The organism is Bacillus sp. FSL K6-3459, assembly GCF_038003305.1.
GTDB classification, from domain to species: Bacteria; Bacillota; Bacilli; order Bacillales; family Bacillaceae; genus Bacillus; species Bacillus pumilus_O.
The window spans coordinates 1,144,984-1,167,207 of sequence record NZ_JBBOOW010000001.1 but is presented as its reverse complement, the minus strand read 5'-3'; the positions used below and the strand labels follow the sequence as shown (position 1 = coordinate 1,167,207).

25 protein-coding genes, 1 pseudogene and 1 riboswitch are annotated in these 22,224 nt (G+C 40.6%); of the genes and pseudogenes, 7 read left to right on the top strand and 19 right to left on the bottom strand.

Annotation, left to right across the window (positions count from 1 at the left end; all coding sequences use genetic code 11):
- Positions 1-9: 9 nt before the first annotated feature.
- From MHI35_RS05655 to MHI35_RS05625, 7 genes are all read right to left on the bottom strand, one after another.
- Positions 10-1,023: a thiazole biosynthesis adenylyltransferase ThiF gene (locus tag MHI35_RS05655; protein ID WP_144522781.1), complete on the bottom strand. Its 1,014-nt coding sequence runs from the start codon at positions 1,021-1,023 to the stop codon at positions 10-12.
- Positions 1,020-1,787, bottom strand: a complete 768-nt coding sequence (locus tag MHI35_RS05650) for a thiazole synthase (RefSeq protein WP_144522780.1) — start codon at positions 1,785-1,787, stop codon at positions 1,020-1,022. The genes MHI35_RS05655 and MHI35_RS05650 overlap by 4 nt, the downstream gene beginning before the upstream one ends.
- Positions 1,788-1,791: 4 nt before the next feature.
- Complete coding sequence (gene thiS, locus MHI35_RS05645; protein WP_003210896.1) at positions 1,792-1,995, bottom strand: sulfur carrier protein ThiS; 204 nt, start codon at positions 1,993-1,995, stop codon at positions 1,792-1,794.
- Positions 1,992-3,104, bottom strand: coding sequence for a glycine oxidase ThiO (gene thiO, locus MHI35_RS05640; protein ID WP_335348878.1), 1,113 nt, complete (start codon positions 3,102-3,104; stop codon positions 1,992-1,994). Before thiO ends, thiS begins: the two co-directional genes overlap by 4 nt.
- Positions 3,088-3,705 (bottom strand): thiazole tautomerase TenI, encoded by a 618-nt coding sequence (gene tenI, locus MHI35_RS05635; protein WP_335348879.1) that lies wholly within the window; start codon positions 3,703-3,705, stop codon positions 3,088-3,090. The genes thiO and tenI overlap by 17 nt, the downstream gene beginning before the upstream one ends.
- A complete protein-coding gene (tenA, locus tag MHI35_RS05630) occupies positions 3,680-4,390 on the bottom strand; it encodes a thiaminase II (RefSeq protein WP_144522777.1) in 711 nt (236 codons plus the stop codon). Before tenA ends, tenI begins: the two co-directional genes overlap by 26 nt.
- A 78-nt stretch (positions 4,391-4,468) precedes the next feature.
- Positions 4,469-4,578: riboswitch (TPP riboswitch) on the bottom strand.
- Between the two features lie 59 nt (positions 4,579-4,637).
- Positions 4,638-6,479, bottom strand: coding sequence for a monovalent cation:proton antiporter family protein (locus MHI35_RS05625; protein WP_144522776.1), 1,842 nt, complete (start codon positions 6,477-6,479; stop codon positions 4,638-4,640).
- Positions 6,480-6,641: 162 nt separating this feature from the next.
- On the opposite strand from MHI35_RS05625, the gene prpE reads away from it, so the two are divergent.
- On the top strand, positions 6,642-7,385 hold the full coding sequence (prpE, locus tag MHI35_RS05620; protein ID WP_335348880.1) for a bis(5'-nucleosyl)-tetraphosphatase PrpE: 744 nt from the start codon (positions 6,642-6,644) through the stop codon (positions 7,383-7,385).
- Between the two features lie 41 nt (positions 7,386-7,426).
- Here the strand turns inward: prpE and MHI35_RS05615 are convergent, their stop codons facing one another.
- The 4 genes from MHI35_RS05615 to MHI35_RS05600 form a co-directional block, all read right to left on the bottom strand.
- Positions 7,427-8,293, bottom strand: a complete 867-nt coding sequence (locus MHI35_RS05615) for an RluA family pseudouridine synthase (RefSeq protein WP_144522775.1) — start codon at positions 8,291-8,293, stop codon at positions 7,427-7,429.
- 44 nt (positions 8,294-8,337) lie between these two features.
- Positions 8,338-9,138 carry an NAD kinase gene (locus tag MHI35_RS05610; protein ID WP_058014287.1) on the bottom strand — a complete coding sequence of 267 codons (801 nt, stop codon included), beginning with the start codon at positions 9,136-9,138 and terminating at the stop codon, positions 8,338-8,340.
- A 65-nt stretch (positions 9,139-9,203) separates the two neighbouring features.
- Entirely contained in the window at positions 9,204-9,833 is a 630-nt protein-coding gene (locus tag MHI35_RS05605) for a GTP pyrophosphokinase (protein WP_012009582.1), read from the bottom strand.
- Positions 9,834-9,866: 33 nt separating this feature from the next.
- On the bottom strand, positions 9,867-10,232 hold the full coding sequence (locus MHI35_RS05600; RefSeq protein ID WP_335348881.1) for a UPF0738 family protein: 366 nt from the start codon (positions 10,230-10,232) through the stop codon (positions 9,867-9,869).
- Positions 10,233-10,468: 236 nt separating this feature from the next.
- Between MHI35_RS05600 and MHI35_RS05595 the strand changes: the two genes are divergently transcribed.
- The 5 genes from MHI35_RS05595 to MHI35_RS05575 all read left to right on the top strand — a co-directional run bounded on the left by MHI35_RS05595 (position 10,469) and on the right by MHI35_RS05575 (position 13,888).
- Entirely contained in the window at positions 10,469-11,047 is a 579-nt protein-coding gene (locus tag MHI35_RS05595; protein ID WP_217016708.1) for a CYTH domain-containing protein, read from the top strand.
- A 21-nt stretch (positions 11,048-11,068) separates the two neighbouring features.
- Positions 11,069-11,836 (top strand): lytic transglycosylase domain-containing protein, encoded by a 768-nt coding sequence (locus tag MHI35_RS05590; protein ID WP_335348882.1) that lies wholly within the window; start codon positions 11,069-11,071, stop codon positions 11,834-11,836.
- A 276-nt stretch (positions 11,837-12,112) separates the two neighbouring features.
- The gene (locus tag MHI35_RS05585) at positions 12,113-12,511 is read left to right on the top strand and encodes a globin domain-containing protein (RefSeq protein ID WP_144522771.1); all 399 of its coding nucleotides are present in this window, start codon (positions 12,113-12,115) and stop codon (positions 12,509-12,511) included.
- Positions 12,508-13,419 carry a ClpXP adapter SpxH family protein gene (locus tag MHI35_RS05580; RefSeq protein WP_335348883.1) on the top strand — a complete coding sequence of 304 codons (912 nt, stop codon included), beginning with the start codon at positions 12,508-12,510 and terminating at the stop codon, positions 13,417-13,419. The genes MHI35_RS05585 and MHI35_RS05580 overlap by 4 nt, the downstream gene beginning before the upstream one ends.
- 295 nt (positions 13,420-13,714) lie before the next feature.
- Complete coding sequence (locus tag MHI35_RS05575; protein ID WP_088003084.1) at positions 13,715-13,888, top strand: hypothetical protein; 174 nt, start codon at positions 13,715-13,717, stop codon at positions 13,886-13,888.
- Between the two features lie 102 nt (positions 13,889-13,990).
- Here MHI35_RS05575 and pepF read toward each other — a convergent pair whose 3' ends face one another.
- The 5 genes and pseudogenes from pepF to MHI35_RS18885 all read right to left on the bottom strand — a co-directional run.
- Positions 13,991-15,817, bottom strand: a complete 1,827-nt coding sequence (gene pepF, locus MHI35_RS05570) for an oligoendopeptidase F (protein ID WP_284553825.1) — start codon at positions 15,815-15,817, stop codon at positions 13,991-13,993.
- 214 nt (positions 15,818-16,031) lie between these two features.
- Complete coding sequence (locus MHI35_RS05565; protein WP_144522769.1) at positions 16,032-17,192, bottom strand: competence protein CoiA; 1,161 nt, start codon at positions 17,190-17,192, stop codon at positions 16,032-16,034.
- 161 nt (positions 17,193-17,353) lie between these two features.
- Positions 17,354-18,874, bottom strand: a complete 1,521-nt coding sequence (cls, locus tag MHI35_RS05560) for a cardiolipin synthase (protein WP_211063123.1) — start codon at positions 18,872-18,874, stop codon at positions 17,354-17,356.
- Between the two features lie 85 nt (positions 18,875-18,959).
- The gene (gene mecA / locus MHI35_RS05555; RefSeq protein WP_012009573.1) at positions 18,960-19,625 is read right to left on the bottom strand and encodes an adaptor protein MecA; all 666 of its coding nucleotides are present in this window, start codon (positions 19,623-19,625) and stop codon (positions 18,960-18,962) included.
- Positions 19,592-19,712 (bottom strand): annotated as a pseudogene (locus MHI35_RS18885) (hypothetical protein); the annotation flags it as partial. The gene mecA and the pseudogene MHI35_RS18885, both read right to left, overlap by 34 nt.
- 175 nt (positions 19,713-19,887) lie before the next feature.
- On the opposite strand from MHI35_RS18885, the gene MHI35_RS05550 reads away from it, so the two are divergent.
- Complete coding sequence (locus tag MHI35_RS05550; protein WP_144522767.1) at positions 19,888-20,553, top strand: TerC family protein; 666 nt, start codon at positions 19,888-19,890, stop codon at positions 20,551-20,553.
- Between the two features lie 40 nt (positions 20,554-20,593).
- Here MHI35_RS05550 and spxA read toward each other — a convergent pair whose 3' ends face one another.
- The 3 genes from spxA to MHI35_RS05535 form a co-directional block, all read right to left on the bottom strand.
- Complete coding sequence (gene spxA / locus MHI35_RS05545; RefSeq protein WP_003211421.1) at positions 20,594-20,989, bottom strand: transcriptional regulator SpxA; 396 nt, start codon at positions 20,987-20,989, stop codon at positions 20,594-20,596.
- A 192-nt stretch (positions 20,990-21,181) separates the two neighbouring features.
- Positions 21,182-21,760: a GNAT family N-acetyltransferase gene (locus tag MHI35_RS05540; RefSeq protein WP_012009571.1), complete on the bottom strand. Its 579-nt coding sequence runs from the start codon at positions 21,758-21,760 to the stop codon at positions 21,182-21,184.
- Positions 21,761-21,896: 136 nt separating this feature from the next.
- Entirely contained in the window at positions 21,897-22,184 is a 288-nt protein-coding gene (locus tag MHI35_RS05535; protein WP_217016710.1) for a hypothetical protein, read from the bottom strand.
- Between the last annotated feature and the right edge of the window lie 40 nt (positions 22,185-22,224).

Sequence of the window (22,224 nt, the reverse complement as noted above, 5' to 3'; positions counted from 1 at the left end):
CACCTCTCATTAGCCAATCCATTGATGATAAATGGTTCTTGCTTTAGCGATATCATTTGTGCCATGGACAAGGGCTCTGCCGTCTTTAAATAAGACAAGCTTATATTCATCTTTTTGACAGGAAAGCAAATACGGATTTTCAAGGACATCCATCCCTGCTTTCTTTAACCGCAGAGCCACTTCGTGTAACGACGGCAGAGTTTCGGCTGCACTGCGGATTTGGACCGTATTGCGGCCACATAGTACATCTGCCTTTGCTCTCTTGTCATAGGAAAGAAAAGGATATGTTTTCATTCCGCAACTTGGACATTGTTTTTTCTTTAAGGAGCTGGCTGATCGAATGTCAGAACGCTCATTGGTCCATAAATCAAAGGATCTTAAAATCGGCGTCACTTGATGACCGGTTAAATACTTCAGGGCATCTGCCACTTGATATGATGCGACCTGCTGCACCACTGGACTAATGATACCGGCTGTATCACATGTCATGCCTTGTGCGGGTAAATGTTCAAGCAGGCAGTGTAAACATGGTGTTTCCCCAGGAATGACAGTAAATTGAATACCATAGCTGGCAACGCAGGCTCCATAAAGGAATGGAATTTGATGTTTCACAGCTGCATCATTAGCAATCATTCTCACCTCAAAATTATCCGCTGCATCGACAATCATTGAAGCGCCGCTGATTAGTTCATCAATCTGTTCAGCGGTCACATCGACGACGATTCCTTTGACCTTCACGTCACTATTTATCTGTTTGAGTCTATTTTCAGCCGCCACGGCCTTTGGCAGCCGCTCCTGCACATCTTGCTCTGTGTAAAGTTGCTGACGCTGAAGGTTGCTCCATTCAATATAATCTCGATCCAAAATGGTGACAGATCCAACGCCAGCACGAACGAGCATTTCCGCACTAGCTGTTCCAAGCGCTCCTGCACCAATAATAACGACCTTTGAGTCATTTAACCGCTTTTGTCCCTCTGTTCCAATTGGATGAAAGAGCTCTTGGCGTGAATAACGTGTGCTCAAAATGCCGGCATTCCTTCCTGCGGACTACTTGCTGTCCCGTAGTTTTTCAATGGAATCCGCCCTGCCTCGAAGCCTAGCCTTCCTGATTCAATCGCCAGTTTCATGGCTTTTGCCATCTTCACAGGGTCCTTTGCACCTGACACAGCTGTGTTCAGTAAAACAGCGTCAGCCCCTAGCTCCATCGCATAAGCAGCATCCTTTGGAGAGCCTACACCAGCATCAATAATCACCGGTACCTTTGCCTGCTCGATAATAAATGAGAGATTCAGAGGGTTTAGTAAGCCTTGTCCTGAACCAATCGGTGAAGCACCTGGCATAATAGCATGGACACCAAGCTCTTCTAATTTTCTTGCCAGTACCACATCATCCGATGTATATGGCAGCACAATAAATCCTTCTTTAAGTAGCATTTCAGATGCTTTTAACGTTTCGACTGGATCTGGCAGAAGAGACCTTGAGCAGCCAATGACTTCTACCTTGATCATGTCACACAGTCCAGAAGCCTTTGCTAAACGAGCAATACGAACTGCCTCTTCCGCTGTACTTGCACCAGCTGTATTCGGAAGCAGCGTATATTTAGATAAATCAAGCTGCTCCAAAAAATTTGGCTGAGATGCTTCGAAAATGTTCATTCTTCTCACAGCAAAGGTTAATATTTCTGCTTCTGATACGTTCACGGCTTCTTTTTGAACTTCAAATGATGGATACTTCCCTGTACCAAGTAATAATCTAGATGTGAATGTTTTTCCGCCAATGTGTAGCATGTTGTCATCCTCCTCCTACAAAGTGAACGATTTCGATCGTGTCATTAGGTTGAATTTTCACTTGTTGAAACGCTTCTTTATCAATAATTTCTTGGTTCTTTTCTACAATCACTACTCGATTTTCAAGCTGATAGTCCGATAACAGGTCATAGATCGTTCCATTCTCTTGATCGAAATCAACGATTCTGCCATTCAATTGAATTTTCATACAAATAGTGCCTCCTTTCGGCCAATACGGAATGCGTGAAGCCATTCCTTTTTGACCGGTTTACCTATTATCAGGTCGCGAATGATCTCTCCAGTAATCGGGGCAAGTAAAATACCATTTCTGTAATGCCCTGCCGCAAAAAGGATACGCTGATCTTCTGGATGTCTACCAATGTAGGGATGCCGGTCATTTGTCGCCGGACGAAGGCCAGCCCAGCACTGATCAATCGGCATCTCCTTGATTGAGGGCATCAGCTGAGAAGCTTTTTGAATGACATCTTCAATGCCGCCAAGCGTCGGAACAGTTTGCCACTCGTTTGGCTTCATCGTTGCGCCAACGATCAGTTTGCCGCTATCTCGTTGAACGATGTAACAATGATCATGGTAAATGGTGTGTTCGAGTGCTAGACCATGGTTCCATACAGACACACATTCTCCTTTTACTGGATAAAGAGAATGAGATAATCCAAGCTCTTCAAAAAAACGGCCAGACCACACACCACTCGCAACAGTCAGGTCATCACATGTGAATGTTCCCATCGTTGTTCTAATCGCTAACGCTTCTTTTTCCCGCTTCACTTCGATCACGGGTGTATACTCTTTCACTTCCGCCCCGTACCTGACCGCCGCATGCCAAAATGCTCGGCATACTGCATAAGGTTCGACATGAACATCCTCTTTAATCAAACCTGCTCCTAAGATGTTCTCTGCCATTTGAGGCATGCATTTTTTTACGCTACCTGCGTCCATCCACTCAAATGTAGACAAATGCTGCATCCGGCAAAGTGCTTGTTTCTCCTCTTCTGTAAAAGCTACCTTCATGATACCGCCCGCTGATGTTCGAATATCAATGCCAGATTCATGCCGTAAATCGACTTTTAACTTCTCGTACAATGCCTGGCTTGCTCTGCCTACTTGAAAAAAAATATCCTCATGACCCTCTCCTTCAGCATGGGCACCAAGCATCCCAGCAGCCGCACTTGTCGTTTGCTTCCCTACCTCATTCGCCTCAAATAAGACGACCTGCTTTCCTGCTTTTACAAGGTGATAGGCAATGGACATCCCTATGATTCCACCACCAATGATTGCCACATCATAATGCTTCTTCATAAGGATTCTCCTTTACTTGTTTAGAAAATGCTTGTGCCATTTTGCGTGGCTGATGATGAGTAAAAATTCCAGACATGACCGCAATTCCTTTCACATTCGTGTGTCTCAATTCCGGAACGCGCTCAGGTGTCACTCCACCGATCGCCACAACTGGAATAGTCAGTAGAGATGTCAGTTCTTTCACAAGCTGTATGCCCCTTGCCTGAAGTCCTGGTTTACAAGTGGTGTCATATACGTGCCCAAATATGACATACTCTGCTCCATTTTTCTCAGCTGCTTTCCCTTCTTCAATCGAATGAACAGAGACGCCCGCATGAAGGTGAGGGAATTTTTGCCGCAGCTCTTTTGGCGAAAAGCTATGGCCCGGAAGATGTACCCGGTGAATATTAGTGAGTAGCGCAACGTCTACTCTGTCGTTGATAATGAGCTTTTCTTTCGGAACACCTTCTAAAAGGAGACTTTTCACGAGATCAACAAGCTCACTTGCTGTTTTAGACCGTTCCCGGATATGAATAAAATCCACTTCAGATGCAATGGCTATTATTTGTTTGAACAGCTCTTTTGCAGGAAGCGAATCATTTGTCACTGCGTGGAGTTCCATTTGCACCAACCCCATCTAAGCATGCTGTTTGCCACATTTCTTTTTGATACGCCATCTCCCAGAAATGGTATTCGTAATAGCTAGAAATCACAAAATTTTCTTTCATATTGGCCCGCACATGTTCTGGTGCTTTTTCGGCTAGTTCATCAAAGCGGTTGACCTGTTCAAAGACGAGTTCCTTAAACCAATCCCCTCCATATGTCAAAATCCATTCTTGATAAATCGGATGGTCAGGTGTGGTTTGTTTCAGCTTTTCACCCACCTCATAATAAAGCCAGTAGCACGGCAATAACGCAGCCAATATCTCTTCGAATCGTCCGCTTTTCACAGATCGGTACATATGAGAGGTATACGCATAAGCAGTGGGAGACGGCTTAAAGTTCTTGATGGCTTCATCTGAAATCTTTAAAAGCTCTGTAAACTTTCTATGCAGCGATAGCTCTGCTTCATACGTTCCCTGCGCATGATACGCCATTCTGCCCGTCGTATGTAAGTCCTCACTAATCGCCGCTCCATATGCTTGAACCTTTGCAAAATGAGTTAAATAATATGAATCCTGCATCACATAATAAGTGAAACGATCAAGTGACAGCGTGCCATCTCCAATTCCTTTCACAAAGGGGTGTACGAAGCTTCCATTCCACCATGTTGCTGCTGCTTCTTTACATTCAGTTGAAAACGTCATGTTTCTCTCCTCCTGTTTTTCCATATAAAAAAGCCACTTTCCGCATGGAAAGTGGCTTGGAATTTGTCAAAAGCATAGTCAAAAACCGCACCACTTCCCTACGCAGGTATGAACCTGTTCAGGTAATGAGGGTCTAAAAGTCAATACTTTTATCTCAGCCCTTTTAAAGGACTCCCCTAGTGGATCAAATATATGATGTTGTACATCTATCTTAATCAGGAATTGTTCATTGGTCAAGGGTTCATTGTTACTCTAATTGGGCTCTTAGTCCTGCCACATATTCACGAGAGCCCGATACAAGCACACGGTCTCCGCTTCTAAGCGTCGTATCTCCGTGTGGGACTAGACTGTCAATCCCTCTGAAAATACGGACAAAGACCAAATCGCCAGTAAACGGAAATTCCCTCAGCATGACATTGTGATAGCGATGATTGTTCATTTGAATTTGATACAAGGAAGTATCCTCATTTGTTAATAATCGAATCGCATCAGGTGCTTCAATCAAGGCTCTAAGCACCGTTTTAGATGATAGGAAATTAGAAAACGTATCAATTCCTGCTTCCTTCAATTCCAGCTCTGCCTCAGCTTTGTTCACACTGGCAATAACTTGTTTCGCTCCTTCTTCCTTTGCAAATAAAGCAATTTCCTTATTTTTCGTCTCACTGCCAGTTGCGACGACGAGAACATCCTCCTGGCCAACACCTGCCTTTCGCAGCGTCTCATCGTTGTACTCTTCAATCGATTCGACTTCAAAGATGGAGTCTGCAAGCAGCGCTTCTTTATTTTCTTGAAAGACATGCAAAATTCGAATATCATATTCATCCTGATGTAAATCGAGTGTAACAGGTAAAGTCAGCTGATTTGCACCAATAAAGGTCACACGTTTTTTATGGCTCGCAGCCTGTTCTTTTTTAAATAGCGCTTTAAACCAAACCGGCGTTAAAATACTCGTGAGTATCGCAACTAAAATGAGCGCGCCGGACATTTTATGGTCAATGACTCCGAGACGCTCCCCGATCGTCGCAGCGGCAATGACGAGTGATAACGTCGATGTTAATAAAAAGCCAGAGCCGATCACTTTTTTCATATCATACCATTTTTTCAAATAAAGAATCGGGATGAGCTTACTAATCAGTAAGGCAATAAATAGCAGCGGGATCATGATCATAATGGTTGGGTCTTTGAATAGTGCCCATATATTCAAGTCCACTCCGACCATCACAAAGAAGATGGGGATCAAAAATCCGTAGCCAAATGAATCCAGTTGCTGAACAAGCTCTTTATTCGGCGAGAGAAGGGACACGAGTACGCCCGCTAAAAACGCTCCAAGAATATTTTCAGCACCGAGTGATTCAGATAAGGCAACTAAGACTATAATGAGAGTAAAGATCGCCCTTGTCCCAATTTGCACGGTCCCTTTTGACATGGACTGAAAAATTGACTTTGTCTTAAATACGCGGCCAAATAAATAAAGAAGGATGCCCGCAGCAAATAATAAGAGCAGAAGCCACATATTCCCTGTACCATCGCCATAAATGGAGGAGAATACAGCAAGTAAAATCATCGTCACCAAATCCGCAATGACAGCGACAAGCAAGATGATTTGACCGATATTTGTCTGCATCAGCTTTTCCTCTTTTAAAGTAGGAACCACTACCCCTAATGAGATTGTCGATATAATGAGCGTCATTAAAAATGCATTTTGGATAAACCCTGCAAGGACAAACGCATAAGACAGAATAAAAGAAATACTAAATACGCCAAGAAAAACTATAGTGGCTGCTTTAAACGTATTTGGTTCTTTTAGACCATTTGGTAGTTCTCGTGGTTTCTTCTTTGACTCAAAAGAAGAAAAATCTATTTCAAGTCCACTTAAAAACATCAGAAAAATAAAACCGAGCATGGATAACGTATCTAACCATGCATCATGCTCAACTACCAGTTGAAGACCGCTTTTTCCAATGATGAGCCCCATGATGATTTCAGCAACAACGACCGGAATGGTCAGCTTAAATCGGTGCAATAAAAGTGGGGTGAAAAAGGCAACAATAATGACGACAACGAGTGATGAAACAGATGTATGCTCCATTGGCTAAAGCCTCCTAACATTGATGTTTAATCTTTTAAGGTTTACGTTAAAGCATTGATTCTAACAATTGCCTAAATGAAAAGAAAGCCATTCGTTATATGTTCTAAAATTCAAACTTCTTTAACCCCGATGAATGGATGAGAAAGATCAGGAGGAAATCTTATGAAATTTGATATCATTGGTGATATCCACGGCTGCTACGAAGAGCTACTTACCCTCATACACAAACTAGGATACGAACTCAAACATGGATTACCCGTCCATCCTGATAAGAGAACGCTAGCACTTGTTGGTGATTTAACAGATCGAGGCCCTCAGTCAGTAAATGTCATGCGCTTTGTCATTCATGCCTACTCACACGGCGCGATCCGCTACGTACCTGGCAACCATTGCTTTAAGCTTTATCGCTATTTGAAAGGAAATCCTGTGAAATTACTTCATGGCATCGAAACCACTGTAAATGAAATAAAACAACTGCCGCTTCATGAACAAACGACATTGTCACATGAATTTAAGCAGTTGTTTGAAAAGGCTCCGCTTTATGATGTACTTATTCCTAATGAACTGGTGATTGCTCACGCAGCGATGAAAGAAAAGGACATTGGTAGAAAGCCGAACAAACAGATGCGATCCTATCTATTATTTGGCGCAGTCACAGGAGAAACGTGGCCGGATGGACGACCTGTGCGGAAAGATTGGGCAAAGGAATATCGCGGAAAACCATGGATTGTCTACGGACATACACCAGTGAAAGAACCGCGAGTCGTTGGCAGAACCGTCAACATTGATACAGGCTGTGTATTCGGCCACCGGCTGTCTGCCCTTAAATATCCTGAGCTTGAAACAGTTTCTGTTCCTTCCTCTATGCCTTATGACTATTCAAGGTTTCAGCATTTTACATCATAAAAAACCCGGTCCTGCGCTTGCAGGTAGCCGGGTTTCTCTATTTAAAGCAGCAATGATTTCATGTCTTCAGGAAGCGGAGCCGAGAATGTCATTTCCTCCCCAGTCATCGGATGAGGAAAGACAAGAGTCTCACTATGCAGTGCCTGCCGGTTCATCCGCTCATTCGTTCCGCCATATAACGTATCTCCGATGAGTGGGTAACCAAGATACTGCATGTGAACACGAATTTGATGGGTTCTCCCCGTTTCAAGTGCGAGCGTCACATCTGACATGTTCAACTCAGCGTCCACTGCTCGTACTGTAAAATGCGTCACAGCTTCCTGTCCAGTATCATCGACCATTCGCTCAATGATACTATCTCCTTTTCGGGCAATTTTTGCACAAATGGTTCCATGCTTTTCTTTGATCATGCCATGTGTAAACGCTCTGTATGTTCGTTTGACCGCTCCACTTTTCTGCGCTTTTGATAAAAGGCTGTGGGCAAAGCGATGCTTGGCCACAAGCATGACGCCAGATGTATCACGATCAAGACGATTCACTAAATGAACTGTCAGCCGAACAGACTGCTCTGCATAATGGTGCAATAACCCATTTGCAATACTATACTCTGGGTGCTCCCGAGAAGGAATGGACGGAATATATGGCCTTTTATTCAGCACAAGGACATGCTCATCCTCAAATAAAATATCAAGCGGAATCGGAGCAGGCTTTAGCCCTTCACTCACTTTTTCCTCTGGGAATAAAATGGTGAGCCTGTCTCCATTATGCAGCTTGTATCTCACAGTCACATGCTCTCCATTAATGAGGAGATCACCGCCATCAAATTTAATATCTGTCAGCATTCTTTTCGAAATACCAAGATCTATTAAATAATCCTTTAAAAGCAGCCCCTCTTCTTTGGCTGTCATGGTTTTGTTTAACGTAAAGTATTCCAGCGAGAACGACCTCTTTCTTATTCTCCTTTTCCGATAAAGGAATCTTGCACCCTTTTCCAAAACGGAAATGGTCTAAATCGGGCAAAACGGACATTCTCGTCTGCTACCCGGCATTGAATGGATTTGACGTCCTTATGAAGCAGCGTCAAATGATCAATGGTTACCTGAAAATCGACATCATTCCTCGGTTTAATGACACAAGTATGATGGTCTGGTAAAATCAGCGGCGAACCGACCGTTCGAAACACTCTGTTGTTGATGGAAGCCATTTCTGCCAGCTGAATGGCTCTAATGGAAGGGTGAATAATGGCGCCCCCAAGTGCTTTATTATAGGCTGTACTGCCAGACGGTGTAGACAGACAAAGACCGTCACCTCTGAATGTTTCAAACAGCTGACCCCTAATTTCAACATCTGCCACTAGTGTCCCTTCCATACTCTTAATCGTACATTCATTCATGGCTAAATATTTCTCTTCTCTGCCGCCGTCGTTGTATCTGACAATGACTTCTAAGATCGGATATTCCACAATGTGATAAGGCGTTTTCGCAATAGCTAAGACGAGTTTTTCAATTTCACTTGGCACCCAGTCAGCATAAAAACCAAGATGACCTGTATGAACACCGACAAAAGCTGTTTCATTCAGGCGGTCACTATAACGGTGAAACGCATAGAGAAGGGTGCCGTCTCCACCAACCGTAATGACAAGATCTGGTTCCTCTTCATTGAGTTCCATCCCGAAATCCAATAAGTAGGTCTGAATTTTATTTTTGAGTGTATCAGATACAGAATTCCCTTTAGAAGAAACTGCAAATTTCATTAATTCTTCTCCTTTTCCACCTTGCTGCTATGAGTGGGCAGCTTCATATTTGATCAAGCACAGGCTCAGCTATCGTTTTTCTTTTTCCGGGAAAATGCTACTTGTGCTTCTTGAATTTCCCCTCTAATTTCAGACATCTCATCATCAAGAAGAGACGCTGCCTCAGAAGCTCTTTGAAGGCGCAGCTTGACTTTCTCCGGGATATTCCCGCTATATTTATAATTCAGAGAATGCTCAATCGTCGCCCAAAAATTCATCGCAAGTGTACGAATTTGGATTTCGACAAGGAGCTGCTTCTCTCCGTTGATCGTTTGCAGCGGATATAACACAACAAGGTGGTACGAACGGTATCCGCTTTCTTTATGCTCTGCAATATAGTCGCGTTTATCAACAACCACGAAGTCTTTTCGTGACTGGAGCATTTTTTTCACGACTTGTATGTCTTCTACAAACTGGCACATAATGCGAAGCCCAGCAATATCCTGCATCGTTTCAATTTCATGCATTGGAATATCTTTACGCTTTGCCTTTTCTAATATGCTGGCAACGGGTTTCACTCGGCCTGTGACAAATTCTACTGGTGAATGGTCATCCTCGAATTCATACAGCTTTCGAATGCCTTTTAGTTTCACTTTTAATTCTTCGACTGCTTGTTTATACGGTGCGAGGAATTGATCCCATTGTTTTTTGTCCATGAAACTTCCCCCAATTCCATATACCTAATTATTTCAGAGGAATGTGCTCTTCACTTTCTCTTCCATATCTCCGTAATTGGCATTGTCTTTAATATTGTCGATTAAATAGTGTAATTCTTGATGAAGCTGAATGAGTTCTAACGAATGTCCTCCTGCTGCCAAATAGACAGGGATATCAAGTGTCATTGCTTCTTTTAATGGAGCCCATGTATGTTCTCCTAAGATAAGATATGAGAAGGACTCCTCATTTTCAAGTATGTAAACGAACGCAAAGTGATCAGAATCAACAAGCATTTGTCCTGATGCTTTTGCTTTTTGGATTTGCTCTTCTGACTTGGTCGTCAAAATCAGCCTGTCTTCTTTTAAAGTTGCTTCTGCGATTTCAATTCGGTTTTGCATCATGATCTCCTTTACAACAAAGTACAGCTTTATTTTATCATATCAAGTTCAATATTGATAAAACGAACTTTTTAAGAAAATCCTATTTTCTTCTTATAAATGACACTTTCACGTCATTTTCCATTGATTTTGGCACAAACGGAAAGAGAAACAATAGATAAAAACAGTCTTTTACATGATGAACATACTTCATGTACAATAATCATATTTCCTCTAAATGAAAGGTTGATGTCAAAATGGCACAGGAAATCGAAATAGAACTAAAGCAATTATTAATGAAAGAAGAATTTGAACAGTTGAAACAACATTTTCAATTGAAGGATTCTGATTTTCACACACAAACCAACTATTACTTTGATACACCTCAATTTGATATAAAATCTCAATTCGCTGCATTAAGAATGAGAGAAAAAGACGCTCAGTGGGTTCTCACGTTAAAGGAACCACACGAAATAGGCTTGCTCGAAACCCACCAAACGATCGCTCCTCCTTCAAGCCTTGACGATTTTCAGCTACCAGAAGGTGAAGTGGCTGACAGGCTTGACCATCTGAACATTCAAAAGGATCAAATTGTGTATTTTGGTTCACTTGAAACGTCAAGAGCTGAAAAAATGATCAAAGAAGGCTTAATTGTTTTGGATCACAGCCGATATTTAACAGTAGAGGACTATGAACTTGAATTTGAAGTGAGCGACCTGGAAATCGGACAAGCCGCTTTCTCCGCATTGCTCCAACAATTCAAAATCCCTGTACGAAACACGAAAAACAAAGTCGTACGTTTTTATGAAGAGAAAATGAAAACACAGAATAGATGAATTCCTTGAAGGAGGAACATGATGAACGTCAATCAACTTCAATCCTTTATGCAGCTCCAAGCGCTTAAAACGTTACAATCAGAACCTGGCCAAACGCAAATGCCGGGTGGCCAAGAATCGAATGCACAAGCTTCATTTCAGTCACTGCTGCAAGATTTTTTAGGCGGATCAGAATTATCACGCCTGCCGCTTTCTATTTCTGCATTTATGGGAACGGACCCATCAACGGCTCCGAACACGCAATATGCGCGTACAAACCCATACTTATCTGCTATCTCTGGCGGTGAACAGCTTCAAGCTCAACCTTCATATGCGAATGACGCTCAATTGAATACAGCGAATGGTATTGGGAATGTCTTAAACAACAGCTACACGCCGCCGCTTCAAAAGGCTGTTTCAAGCGGCTCATCTTCAAAAGAAATTAATCAAATTGTGTCACAAATGGCTCAAAAACATGGTGTTCCAGAAAAGCTGATTCATGCAGTCATCAAGCAAGAATCCGGCTATCGTACGAATGCAGTCAGCCATGCAGGCGCACTTGGCCTCATGCAGCTCATGCCATCCACTGCTAAGTCACTTGGCGTGAATAATGCCTTTGATGCGGCCCAAAACATCGAGGGTGGCACGAAGTATATAAAACAAATGCTTCAGAAATATAATGGAGATGTCTCACTCGCCTTAGCTGCTTACAATGCAGGCTCAGGAAATGTGGATAAATACGGCGACATTCCACCATTTAAAGAAACACAAAATTATGTAAAGAAAATCACAGCACAATATTTCGCTTAAACCGAAGAGAATAACCTCTTCGGTTTTTTGTATGACGCTTTTCACCCTTTTTTGACTGAATGTGTTATGATATGGTCAATTGATCACGGAACCCGCCTCTCCCCTTATTTCCAATAGACCAAAGCGGTTTGTTTGTGGAATTGAGTTGAGGTTGTTAAAATAAGTACACAAGAATAGAAACAATCAAATAGAACAAACTGAATATCACTTTTGAAATAAATGAATTTGCAATAGGGTGTGTCATCCTATTAACTACGAGTAAAAGGAGTAGTCAACATGGTACAATCGTTTAACGCACCTTACGAAGCGGTTGGAGAGGAACTTCTATCGCAACTTGTTGATACTTTTTATGAAAATGTAAAGTGTCATCCTTTGCTTCATCCTATTTTCCCGGATGACTTAAAAGAAACAGCAAGAAAACAAAAACAGTTTTTAACGCAATATTTAGGCGGACCCCCGCTTTATACAGAGGAGCATGGACACCCTATGCTACGGGCGAGACATCTCCCTTTTCCGATTACTGAGGAGCGGGCTGACGCATGGCTTGAATGCATGGAGGATGCAATGGATCAAGTAGGATTAACCGGCGATATTCGTGACTTTTTATTTGAGCGGCTTTCTTTAACGGCTCGTCATATGGTCAATCAAACACGTGAAAAGGATGGACGATCTTGAGCTGCAATACGCATGATCAATATTTCTCACACTGTCACGGACATCCTCAAAAGCCGATTGAAATCTATGTATTCATTGACCCTCTAAGTCCAGACTGCTGGTTATTAGAGCCATCCATTAAAAAATTGAAAATGAAGTACGGCCGTTTTTTCACTTTACGAACGGTGACAAGTTCTAGTATTAATGCATTGAATCGAAAACGAAAAAAGCATTTACTGACCGAAGCATGGGGGAAATTTGCGACCAAAACTCAGACTAAAAAAGAACAAATGCTGTCTGAACAAATTGTAACTTCACCCTACCTCGCCGCGCTTGCATTAAAAGCGGCTGAACTTCAAGGCAGAAAATGCGGAATGAAATTTCTTCGTCTCATTCAAGAATCACTTTTTTGTCATCAGCAAGATGTCACAAGTGAACATGTGCTACTAGAAAATGCAAAAAGCGCTGGACTAGACATCGAGGAATTTCAGCGCGATATTCATTCTCAAAGTGCTGTCAAAGCACTAAAATGTGATATGAAAATTGCCGCTGAAATGGACGTTTCTGAGCTTCCGACCTTTGCCTTTTTTAATACAGTAAACGGAGATGAAGGATTAAAAATTTCAGGTGCGTACTCTTATGATGTATACGAGGAAATCCTTTTTGAAATGATTGGTGAAAACCCAACTCCTTCAGAACGACCTCCAATTGAATGGTTTATTGCTTACTTTCAATTTGCATCTGCTAAAGAAATTGCGGTCGTTTATGACTTGACACTTGATGAAGTTGAACGAGAAATGAAAAAGCTGGCTTTCGCTAAAAAAGTCGAACGTGTCCAAGTGCATCAAGAAATGTTTTGGCGCTATAAAGAAGATGAACATCATTCAGATCTTGATGTCTATCGTTGTGAGAATGAACATGGGTGCTGACCCATGTTTTTTCTTTACCCCCAAAAGAACATTTGTTCTTTTTCAAACCACGAAGAAACCGCGCCGGGATAAGCGCGGTTTCACTATGTCTTAACGACAACAAAGGGGATGGGAGAAATTTTTCACGGTCAAACAAAGGGGTAATGTTTGTATGTGATTAATTTCACATCTGTAGTATATCAAATTTTGTCGACTTATGACAACAGATATACTATATGTTCATATTTTTGTCACAAAACATAAGAGGGTTGTCACTTTCATATAGTGAAAGTAACGAAAAAATGGAGGGATCTGCATGCGCAGCACAACCATTGGACTTGTTTCCATTGGCTTCTGTTTCTTTTTAAATATATTAGGCTTAATGAAAATGCTTCCTCTTTATCTCACATCACCACTCTTATTTGCTGCAATCCTTTTTACACTTTATCGAATGAACCACAGGAAGACCTTTAAGGGATTTAAAGGTTGATGAGAAGAAGCGGGCCTCTAAATGGAGAGGTCTTTTTTTATGAGAAAAAAACTCCTGTCAAAAGATGAGTTTGCACTCACACGTCTGACAGAAGTCTTTTCATTACTCACCCGTTTTAGAGATGAGCTCTTCCATTTCTTTTAATTTTTCTTCAAACAATTGACATGCTGCTTCGATTGGTTCTTTGGAAGCCATATCAACACCTGCTTTTTTCAGCACATTAATTGGGTAATCAGAGCTACCTGCTTTAAGGAAGTCTGTGTAGCGCTCCACCGCAGGTTTTCCTTCTTCTAAGATTTGTTTGCTTAATGCCTGTGCAGCACTATAGCCTGTTGCATATTGATAAACATAATAGTTGTAATAGAAGTGAGGGATTCTCGTCCATTCTAGTCCAATTTCTTTATCCACAACCATACCGTCTCCAAAATACTTCTTATTCAGGTCGTAATAAAGATTCGTCATGAATTCTGGTGTTAAAGCCTCTCCTTCTTGTGCTTTCACATGAATGAGATGCTCAAACTCAGCAAACATCGTCTGTCTGAATACCGTTCCTCTAAACCCTTCTAGCAAGTGATTTAGCACATACAAACGCTGCTTTTTATCATCTAGATGATTCAGCAAATATTCGCCTAGTAACGCTTCGTTTGTCGTGGAAGCTACTTCAGCTACAAAGATGCTGTAGTTTCCATACGGATATGGCTGGTGCTTTCTTGTATAGTAGCTGTGGACAGAGTGCCCAAATTCATGAGCCAGTGTAAATAAATTATCAATATTATTTTGCCAGTTCATAAGGATATATGGATTTGTGCCATAGCTTCCAGATGAATACGCACCGCTACGTTTTCCTTTATTCTCATAAACGTCTACCCAGCGATTATTGAGTCCCTCTTTTAATACAGAGACATAATCTTCTCCTAATGGCGCTAACCCTTTTAGCATATAATCCTTAGCTTCATCGTAGGTTAGCTTCATTCCAGCATCTTTTACAAGTGGCGTATACAAGTCATAATTGTGCACTTCATCAAGCTTTAACACCTTTTTACGTAATTCAATATAACGGTGTAGTAACGGTAAATATTGATGAACAGTATCAATAAGATTGTCATATACTTCTTCTGGAATACTGTTTCGAGATAGTGCTGATTCTCTTGCCGATTTATAATTTCGTACTTTTGCATAAAAATTATCCTTTTTAATCGAACCGCTCAGTGTCGAAGCAAGCGTGTTTTTATACTGATCATACGTTTTATACACAGCTTTAAAGGCATTCTTTCTCACTTCACGGTCATCACTGTTTAAAAATGTGATGAAGTTGCCATGGGTAATTTTCTTTTCTTCCCCATTTTCATCCTTTACAGAAGGGAACGAAATATCAGCATTGTTAAACATACTAAAAGTAGTAGATGAAGTTGAGAGAGGTTCAGATGCCTCAGCTAATAAGGCCTCTTGCTCCTCACTTAGGATATGCGGACGTTCTTTATTAATTTCTTCAAGAGCATGAGAATACAGTTTTAATTCTTCTTTTTCCAAGATAAACTGCTGCAATTTATCTTCTTGAATCGATAAAATCTCTGGAACAATATAAGCAGAGGTACTAGAGAGCTGTGTAAATAAATTCGATGCTTTATCATTCAGCGCTTGAAATGATGAATTCGTTGTATCCTCATCGTATTTCATGTGCGCATATGTATAAAGCTTACCAAGCTTTTCAGAAAGCTGATCCTGAAAGGTTAGGGCTTCATACAGTACATCAGCAGAATGAGCGAGCTTGCCTTTAAATTGAGCGAGCTTAGGAATTTCTTTTTTGACCGCTTCAAATTCCTTATTCCATGCATCGACGCTTTCAAAAATATCTTCAAGTCGCCATTTGTTTTCTTCTTTTACTTCGCTTCTGTCCGGTAAATGGTTGTTATTGCTTTCTGAAGTCATATGAATCCCCCTTGCATAAGTTGTGTTAAACCAACCTTTCGGAAAGTGAAAGAAATTGGTGTTGTATTTATCTTCTTTGTTTTGAACTATATTTGTCAAATCATATGCAGAAATAAATACCAAACAGACTAAAAAAATGAGAAAAAAGCGTTTCTTTCTATTCAATCGCAGCACCACCTTTTTCTTATCATGATCAAAGTGGGCATGAAACATGCTAATGAAATAAGAAAGCATCTCGTTTGAACGCTTCATCTACTGTTTGTATCGGCATTTGTTTTGACGCTACTTCATAATTACCCTCTTTCGTCATGTGCAAAAACCCTTGTCTGACAAGCGCATGTACATATGATGTGATGACCTCTTTTAATTCTTCTATTGAAACATCGCCATAACGAAGCTTTACTTCTTTCATCTGGATACACCGCTTGATTTCTTTCATCAGCAGCTGAATCGTTACTGGACTGCTTCCTTTTTTTCTTATCATCCAATCATATAGACACCCCTGCCAGACATAAACAGGGCTTGTAAAGATGTACGCTTCTCGTAGCGGGATAAATAATTCAGCAGGGAGAAAAGGGAAAGCTGTTTGATGATGCTCATAAAAAACGTCTCTTAATCGTTTGCTTTCATTTGATAAAATACGAGGAGGTCGCTGCCTAAATTGCTGTATACATCTTAGCCATTGTTTTGAGACCGTGCTCTTGCTTGAGGGCTGCGAAAGGATATCTGAAAATTGGCGGTATGCTGTTGGCGATCTGACAGTCATGGCGGCACATATTTTTGTTGGTTGAAATACAAGGAATTGAGCAAGATGGATGAATCGATTCTGATGCGGACAGTAAAAAATCAGACTCCCTTTCTGTGATTCCCTCAACATTCCCCAATGAATCGAGGAGAAGGAAAAGAGCTGGGCAGATTTTCGCTTTAAACGATTTGCTCCTATGATCCATATAGGGAAGTGCCCTGCTTGACGGAGTCCTGCTGTCCTTTTACGGAGCTCTTGCCGTGAAATATTTGAACATTGATATTCGATGGCATAGCTTGTTCCTCCAATAGAGACGGCCACGTCAGGACGCTGATGAACCTTTGACACATACTTTTCAAGCACCGGTTTATGCCCAAGCCGCTGAAGCCAATTCATAATAGCTTCTTTTCCCGCCTGATGATAAGCCGTCTCGCCTGAGGCTAGTGGACATGCAGTGAGCTGTTTATGTGCAAAATGATAGACACGTTGTTCACCAAGCTTTAATTGCACTTCTTCCCTGCATTCTGGGCAGTAAAACTTGCACGTCGTCCTGACATGCTCTAGCCGGTTTTTAGATAAATGATGTGTAATACGAATAAGCTTTCCATTATCCATGATCGCTGTATTCATTCAGTTCGCCCCTTAGTCTTTGATGACCGTATTATAGCTTTTTCGTCTATAAGAGAGCGAATAGGCAAAATGAACTTTTGTTGTGTGAAAATATAATTTTACTGATGTTTTCTTGAGGAAAATGAAAAAACCCCCTGATAAAAAGGGGGAAAATACAATCTTTATAGTAATGGCGATAATAATCTTGCTGTTGATTCAAAGAGTCTGATCCTTAACGGTCTCTTTGCAAATTCTTCTGGGACAATCTCGTGCGACTGCTCTAAATCACCTAAAAAGTCGTTCACAAGCTTCTCAGTGCTTTTCGTTTTATAGAGGAAGGCATTTACTTCAAAATTCAAATGAAAGCTTCTCATATCCATGTTGGCCGTTCCTATCGAAGCCAACTCGCTATCCACAATGATAAATTTACTATGCATAAAGCCTTGATCATATTCATACACCTTTGCCCCTGCTTCTAAAAGCTCCGGAAAGTATGAACGGGACGCATGGAAGACGATCCGTTTATCTGGATTCTTCGGTGCAATAATCCGTACGTCTACTCCACTTAATGCAGCAATTTTCAGTGCAGACAAAATATCATCATCCGGCACAAAATATGGTGAAGCGATCCAAATAGACTTTTTGGCAGAGATAATCATGGAGAAAAAGAGATTTTTAATGACTTCCCATTGTTTATCAGGACCACCAGCGATCATTTGTACACCTTCTGTTGTGCTTTCAAGGTGACTGAAATCTTTAAAGTAGTCCACACCTGCGCATCTTTCATTCGTCATATAGTACCAATCCTGCATGAAAATCTGCTGCAGATCACGAACAGCTTCACCTTTAATCATCAAATGCGTGTCACGCCAAAATCCATATTGTCTGCTTCTACCCAGATATTCGTCTCCAATGTTCAGCCCGCCAACAAACCCAACTTCTCCATCAATCACGACAATTTTTCGGTGATTTCGGAAATTGATTTTATTATTTAACAGGGGTAGTCTCACAGGTAAAAATGGAACGATCTGAACGCCAGCTTTTTCGAGGTCAGCAATATATTGACGTGAAAGCTTTAAGCTTCCTACATCGTCATATAAAAAGCGTACAATCACGCCGTTTTTCGCTTTATCAATGAGAATATCTTTTAATTCTTGTCCAAGGTCATCATGGCGGAGAATATAATATTCTAAATGAATGTGATGTGTCGCTTTTTTGATTTCTTCAAATATATGAGAAAATGTTTCTTCTCCGTTCGTCAGGACTTTAGAGGACGTGCGATACGTAATAGGGGTATGTCCAAGTCTGTGGGCCAGCTTAAATAAGAGCTGCTGATGATCACCCATATGCGTCATCTTCTCAATCGCTTCTCTATGAATATGCTCATCTTCCTGGATTAACTGTTCGTCTAGAATCGCTTTCTTTTCAAACAGCCTGCGCTTTTTGATATTGCGTCCAAAGAAAATGTAGAACAAAAAACCGAATAACGGAAAGCTGCCGAGCAGGACAAGCCACGTTATCGTTTGAGATGGATTTCGGTTTTCCAAGAATATGACAAACCCGATGAAGATAATCGATAAAGTGAATAGAACACTGACAGAACTTAATACACTTACCGCTAAATCACCGGCAATTAATTGAATGACTAAATAAGCACCTATCGTAATGATAAGAAAAAATAGAACTTTGACTAAATTTCTCATTTCATTTTCTCCTTGCCGTTCTCTTTATTTACCTATTCATTCAGATAAAAAAGCCGATTCCTCTATAGAAATCGACTTTTGTTGGTTACGAGAAGTGCTGTTGAATCGTTTCAAGGGCATTTCCTTCGATAATCAGCTGACCGTATTCTTTCAGTCTGTAAATGCTGACCACTGATTCATGAGCATATTCAAGCAAAATGCTGAGCTTATTCTCCACTTGCTCATCTGACAAATCCTCGTGGAAGTCAACATATAGATAATAACGGTTTTCAAACGAATATAAACTTGTGGTAAAATCCTGCATATTTAATTGAGAAAGTGCAATCAAATCTTCAAAGTCATCCATTTTCAACACAAATTGAAGTTGAAGTTTTTTGTCCTTCTCATTATGGTCTTCTTGATCCTGCTCTTCTTTTTGAAAATCATCAAGCAGGGCGTCTAGACTTTCTTCATCTGTTTGATCTTTTTTATCTTCTGGAATCGGCAATTCGAGCTTTTGTCCATCTTTAGAAAGTTGGGCTTTCGTCACGACAATTTCAAGACCTTTGTCAAGTGCCTGCACTTGAATCCAAAGTGGTCCCTCAACTGCAAATTCTTCTTCTTCGTGCACTTCGTCCATTACTTCCCAAAACAGCTCTTCACTGCGTTCGCGATTATACCAAATCTCTTCACGGTCGAATCCGCGGTCTTCAATATCACCGTAGGAAATATAAAATTTCACTGTATGTTCATTAATTCTTTCGATTTCCATTTTGCCAACCTTCCCTTCTATATAAGATGTTGAAGGGACATACAAGCTCCCAATTAATAGTACTTTACTACACTTTACCCGTTCCGTCTACATGTTAACCTTTTAAAGAATTGAGGTATTGCTTCGTACTGTCTATTTTATGATAAAACATGAATAAAAGAAATAAAAACGCATTTTTTGCAGAGAAAACTTACAGAAACATATATTTGAATTGTCTTCATATATTGGTTGTACGAGCTCTATTAGACATGAGGTGAAATGGATGGAAACAGAGTGGATCATATCCTTACTGATGATTATTGGCATCGATCTGATTTTAGGCGGAGATAACGCGTTGATCATTGCGATGGCTAGCCGCAGCTTGTCAAATGACAAACGCAACAAGGCCATATGGATCGGCACACTTTTGGCAGTGCTGATGAGAATAACAATGACAGGTGCCGCAGTTTATTTATTGACCATCCCTTATTTGCAATTTATCGGCGGACTTTTTCTCCTTTATATAGGATACAATTTGTTAATTGAACAAAAGAAAGAATCGATTCGCATTAAAAGCAGCGGCTCCCTTTGGCGTGCAGTTCAGACCATTGTGATTGCCGACCTCTTTATGTCACTTGATAATGTGATTGCAGTTGCAGGGGCAGCAAAAGGCAACATGCTGCTGACTGCTTTCGGACTGATGATTTCAGTACCGATTATTATTTGGGGAAGTAAGCTGATTCATGCCGCTTTAACCAAATTCCCGTTTCTTTTATACGGAGGAAGTGCTCTTTTGGCTTTTACTGGCGGTGAAATGATTGTTCGTGATGTGAAATTGAATGAATTTATGGCACAGCATGCGACTCTTGAATTGATGCTTCCATTTTTAACGGTCGTCATGGTCATTTTAGCCAGCCTGTTTTACGAACAAACGGCTGAAAACAAATAAAAAAAGCTGCCAAATGATCGGCAGCTTTTCGTTTTTTCTATTAGTTAGCAAGTCGCTGAGCTTCTCTGAGTTGGAATGTACGAACCGTTCTTGGAAGGAAACGTCTAATTTCATCTTCATTGTAGCCAACTTGTAGTCTTTTTTCATCCAAGATGATTGGACGTCTTAAAAGACCTGGATGCTCATTGATTAGTTTATACAATTGTTGAAGAGGCATTGTCTCAACATTCACATTTAGCTTTTGGAATACTTTTGAACGTGTTGAGATAATTTCATCTGTACCGTCTTCAGTCATTCGAAGAATTTCTTTGATTTCATCGATTGAAAGAGGCTCTGAAAAGATGTTTCTCTCTTGATACGGAATATTGTGCTCTTCTAACCACGCTCTTGCTTTTCTACATGATGTACAGCTTGGTGATGTGTATAATGTTACCATAAATCTTCACTCCTCAATTTGTAGAATGAATATTGATCTGTATTCTTAAATTAAAATTGTTCTAAATAAGTAATCTTTATAGTGATTATACTATAAAAAAGTAAGTGTGAACAGATTTTCTTGCAATTTTTGTGACAAAAACTAGACAATTTCATTCATTTTGTGTGCTACTTAATGTCTGAACATTCTCATTTAGTCGAGATGATCGAAAATATTTTTTTGTTTTCTATTTTCAATGACCTTCAATACATCATCAACATCCTCATACGACTGCCCATACCATTCTTCATCTTTATACGTATGGATTCGTTCATAGGTCTTCCTCATAGCCTCCATCATTTCTTCCTCATTATCTATAAGAGGCGACCAATAAAGGATTTCCATGCGGTTCACTTCATTTGTTGCAAGTGACCTGCGTTTATAACCGATTGATTCTGCATGCTTAAAGTGCTCTCTTTGGTAAAACTTTAGGCGTTTTGCAGTATCTGCATCATCTTCATCTACAGGCTCAACCTCAAGCAAGATCGGTTTCTTTTTTTCCTTCAGCTTATGAATGAGCTTTGATCCGAGGCCTTCACCTCTTGCATCTCTGGAAACAAATAAATAATCAATAAAGATGAAATGATCAAATTCGGCGTACATCATCACATGATGAGGTCCTTCCTCCTTATGATAAACATCACTTCTTTCCTTTAATAAAGCTTCCATATGCTCTTTTGACTTCATTTCTTCTATCGGGAAGTATTCACTGAGCTTTTCATACCAATTCATGGATCCGCTCCTTATGATATCGTTAAGAACCACTTCCTTAGATATTCCCGATTTCCTGCTATTTAAACGCCTGTACTAGTAAGACGCAGAAAAGTCTCCTCTAGTTTCACTTTTTTTCAAACAACAGAAAAAAGTTTTATATCGAACGATTCATGAGTAATTGAAAACAGACGAATAGGGTGAGTGTCATCCCAGTTTGGAACATGATGAAATAAAGATACTTCCTGCGACGTGCTTCCTCTTTCTGTTTACTTGTTTTCTGGTAAAGCATATATTCCACGGAAAAAGACACGACGCCAATGAGCACCATAAATATGAGCATCCACTGTCCTCCATTTGGCTTTCTCAAAAATGACGTTGAAAAAAGCATGAATACAATGAGAAAGTGAAAAAATGAATAGCGAAACGTCTTCCATATCGACATATGATTTCCTCCTAGAACCCGCTTGTTGTTAACTAGAAAT